At 63.2% G+C, this 3,635-nt stretch carries 6 protein-coding genes and 1 pseudogene; 6 read left to right on the top strand and 1 reads right to left on the bottom strand.

The annotated features are described in order from the left end of the window. Positions 1–109: 109 nt before the first annotated feature. Positions 110–352: a helix-turn-helix domain-containing protein gene (locus ROA7023_RS23080; protein ID WP_234992426.1), complete on the bottom strand. Its 243-nt coding sequence runs from the start codon at positions 350–352 to the stop codon at positions 110–112. 108 nt (positions 353–460) lie between these two features. Between ROA7023_RS23080 and ROA7023_RS23085 the strand changes: the two genes are divergently transcribed. From ROA7023_RS23085 to ROA7023_RS23110, 6 genes and pseudogenes are all read left to right on the top strand, one after another. After that, positions 461–1,144: a hypothetical protein gene (locus ROA7023_RS23085; protein WP_085881299.1), complete on the top strand. Its 684-nt coding sequence runs from the start codon at positions 461–463 to the stop codon at positions 1,142–1,144. Between the two features lie 215 nt (positions 1,145–1,359). After that, positions 1,360–1,569, top strand: coding sequence for a helix-turn-helix transcriptional regulator (locus tag ROA7023_RS23090; protein WP_029058679.1), 210 nt, complete (start codon positions 1,360–1,362; stop codon positions 1,567–1,569). Further along, positions 1,569–1,925, top strand: coding sequence for a hypothetical protein (locus ROA7023_RS23095; RefSeq protein WP_085881300.1), 357 nt, complete (start codon positions 1,569–1,571; stop codon positions 1,923–1,925). Before ROA7023_RS23090 ends, ROA7023_RS23095 begins: the two co-directional genes overlap by 1 nt. Before the next feature lie 44 nt (positions 1,926–1,969). Beyond that, a complete protein-coding gene (locus ROA7023_RS23100; RefSeq protein WP_085881302.1) occupies positions 1,970–2,458 on the top strand; it encodes a hypothetical protein in 489 nt (162 codons plus the stop codon). Between the two features lie 29 nt (positions 2,459–2,487). Further along, positions 2,488–3,330, top strand: a complete 843-nt coding sequence (locus ROA7023_RS23105; RefSeq protein ID WP_234992427.1) for an ATP-binding protein — start codon at positions 2,488–2,490, stop codon at positions 3,328–3,330. A 19-nt stretch (positions 3,331–3,349) separates the two neighbouring features. Then, positions 3,350–3,635, top strand: a pseudogene (locus ROA7023_RS23110) (hypothetical protein); the annotation flags it as partial.

Genomic DNA, 3,635 nt, shown 5'->3' on the forward strand with positions numbered 1-3,635 from the left:
TGGTCAGGCAAAACCCGCAACTGGCAACCTGCCGGACCCGTCTGGCTTAACCCAGAAACCGAAATCAGCGCCCCTGAAATCAGAGACGCCGCATGAAATCGGCGGACAACTACTTTGACAAACACCGCCCCTCGACCTCGCCGATGCCGTGGATCAGCCACTCCCTCTCAACCTTCAGCACTTGGGCGACCTCGGCCAGCTTGTCGATGCCGGGGCGGGCTGAGCGCCCGCGCAGTATGTCATAGACGAAGGATCGATTGACCCCGGCCATTTCTGCGACATGAGCGGGGCTGAGCCCGAGTTGCTGAGCGCGGGCGCGGAGGCGGTCAGAGAGCGTGTGATGCTCGGTCATGTTTTCCCCAGAGGGCTGTGGATCAAATAGGATAAAACAGGATTGATCGGAGCGCGTCAAGGATTTAGAACAAACCCTAAACATTCAATAGCAGGAATCGGGGGTCAGATGGAGATCGAGAAGGCGTATTTTACTCTGCCGGAGATCCTGGATCGCTGGTCCATCTCCGAGGCCGACCTGATCTATCTGGCGGAGAACGACAAGCTGCGGCTGTCGGTACGTGTCTTCGGTGTGCCGTTGGAACTGGGTGACTACGAGGAAACCCATGAGGGCGAGCACTTTCGGGTTCCGACCGAGCAGAGCTATTACAATGGTTTGCTCGAACTGCATGCGCGGGACGTCTTTCAGATGTTTCGTGCTGCCGAGTTGACAGTGAGCGACTTCCGCACGCCCGGGTCCGACTACGCTTCGATCTGGGGAGATCGAGAAGGCGTTCCTTTGACCATTGAGGATCTGTTGCTAAGACGCGAGGAACGTGATCGTTTTGAGGCCGAGACCGGGTTTTCAGGCGCAGAGACCGGACCGCAGCTGCCGGTCTTCAGCGCGTCACCTGACTATCACGAGGTGCGCTGCGGCGGGCACCAGTTCCGCCTTGGCCCGATCCAGGCGCAGGTTGTCCGTGCGCTGCATGAGGCTGCGCGCCGCGGTGAGCCTTGGCAGAGCGGCAAGGCGATCCTGTCGGCGGCGGGCTCGAAGAGCCTGAAGATGTCCGACGTGTTCAAGTCCCAGAAGCAGTGGCGCTCGCTGATCGAATCGAACGGTCGCGGCAACTACCGTCTGAACTGCGGCTGATTCCAACCCATCCCGTTCCGGCACGTGCGTCCCTCCGGCTCCACAGTGGGATGCGCCGGGGGATGAGAGTGGGATGGCAATCCCCCGCCAAGGCGTTCGCCGCAGAGTTGCAAGGCTCAAACTGATCCCCCTCCGTATCCCACTTCGATCCTGACGACATCCCACAGCAGGATTTCGCATCTTCCTCCCAACGCAGCGAGCGACAGGAGACGAAGATGCAGCTCAAACACCTCAATCAGAAAGAACTGGCCCGGCGGTGGAACATCTCGCACCGCACGTTGGAGCGTTGGCGATGGGCCGGTGAAGGCCCGCAGTTCATGAAGCTGGGCGGTCGTGTGGTTTACCGCATGGAGGATATCACCGCGTTCGAGCAGGACCAGCTGCGCCACAGCACCGGCGCTGATGCGCACGCAGGTGCGGCGTGATGGTCCGCCTCGATGATTTCACGGCCGACCGGGTGGTGCCGTTCTGCGCCGCTGCTGGTCTGGACGAGGTCGGACTGTGTGCCTGGATCGCGCAGGCCGAACCCGGCGAGACGCTGATTTATCACCGTGGGTTTCTGGCGGTGGATGCCACGGCCGTCCTGTCGAAGCTGCCTGCCGACCGTCAGCGCGCCTTGCGTCAGGTCGCGGCCGCCGCCCTTCGCGCCGCTGAGCAGAACCTCGTCCATCTCGTCCAGGCGCGGATCGGCTCTGATCACTTCGCCTATATCGCCATCGCTCGGCCCAAGCCCCGATCCAGCGGCGCCGCCCTGTCGGTCCGCCTGCTCGAGGCCGCGTGATGCCCGCATTCCAATCCTTTTTCACCGATCACGGAGATCCTTTCATGCCATTCCCCGAGAACACCCCCACGATGGACGATCTGCCATCCCTCAGCGCAGCCGAAATCGCGGCACTGCCGGTCGAGTTGCTGGCAATCCTGCAGCGCGAGATTGACGAGCGCCTGAAGCGCGACAAGGCGGCCAAGACCCGCTTCGACGCCGGACTGGCCGTCCGCTATGCTACCCGCGCAGCCGAGGAGCGGCAGGTTTCGGGCAAGGACACTGGCACCGTCCGGTTCGACGACGGCGATTTCACCGTGGTCGCTGATCTGCCGAAGCGGGTGGATTGGGATCAGGACCGGCTTGCCGACATGGTCGCGCGGATCCGCGATGCCGGGGATGACCCGGCTGAATATGTCGATCTGGCCTACAAGGTGCCCGAGCGCAAATATGCCGCCTGGCCCGAGGCGATCCGGCAGGGTTTCGAGCCCGCGCGCACCGTCCGGCCCGGCACGCTGAAGGTCGAGATCCTCGCGCAGGGAGCTGACCAGTGAGCCTCCCTATCATCAGCGCCGACCAGCGGTTGGCGGAGCCGCGCGGCATCAAGGGCTGCATCTTCGGGGGTAGTGGAATTGGCAAAACTAGCCTGCTCTGGACGCTCGATCCTGACCGCACCTTGTTCATGGATCTCGAAGCGGGCGATCTCGCCATCGAGGGCTGGAAAGGCGACAGCATCCGGCCACGGACCTGGACGGAATGCCGGGATTTCGCGGTGTTCATTGGCGGGCCCAACCCGGCGCTGCGCGATGAGCAGCCCTATAGCCCGGCGCACTATGCCGCCGTCTGCAACCGTTTCGGCGATCCGGCAGCACTCGATCGCTACGACACCATTTTTGTGGACTCGATCACCGTCGCCGGGCGGTTGTGCTTCGGCTGGTGCAAGGGCCAGCCGGAGGCGCTGTCCGAGAAGACCGGCAAGCCCGATGTGCGCGGGGCCTACGGGCTCCATGGCCGTGAGATGATCGGCTGGCTCACGCATCTGCAGCACACGCGGGCGAAGAATGTCTGGTTCGTCGGGATCCTCGACGAGAAGCTCGACGACTTCAATCGCAAGGTCTTTCAGCCGCAGATTGACGGCTCAAAGACCGGGCTGGAGCTGCCGGGGATCGTCGATGAGGTGATCACCATGGCGGAGCTGAAGACTGACGGCGGTGATCCGTATCGCGCCTTTGTCTGTCAGACGATCAATCCCTGGGGCTTCCCGGCCAAGGACCGCTCCGGCCGCCTGGCCCAAGTCGAAGAGCCCCATCTCGGCCGCCTGATGGCGAAGATCCGGACGCCTGTGAATCTGGCGACGGATCGCCTGACCTACGCCCCGCCACCCGCCGATCCGGCGGCCGCCGACCAATCTCAACCGCAATCCTGATCAGAAAAGGAGGTTCCCCATGGGTTCCTGGAACGATTTCAACGACGCGCAGAGCAACACCAACCTGATCCCCAAGGGCACTCTGGCCAAGGTACGCCTGACCATCCGTCCCGGCGGGTTCGACGATGCCTCGCAGGGCTGGACCGGCGGCTATGCCACGCGCGGCTCCACCGGCGCGGTGTACCTGAACGGCGAGTTCACCGTGACCGAAGGGCAATATGCCCGGCGCAAGATCTTCACCCTGATCGGTCTCTACAGCCCCAAGGGTCCGGATTGGACCAACATGGGCCGCAGCCTGGTGCGCG

It is taken from the genome of Roseisalinus antarcticus (assembly GCF_900172355.1).
GTDB lineage: Bacteria > Pseudomonadota > Alphaproteobacteria > Rhodobacterales > Rhodobacteraceae > Oceanicola > Oceanicola antarcticus_A.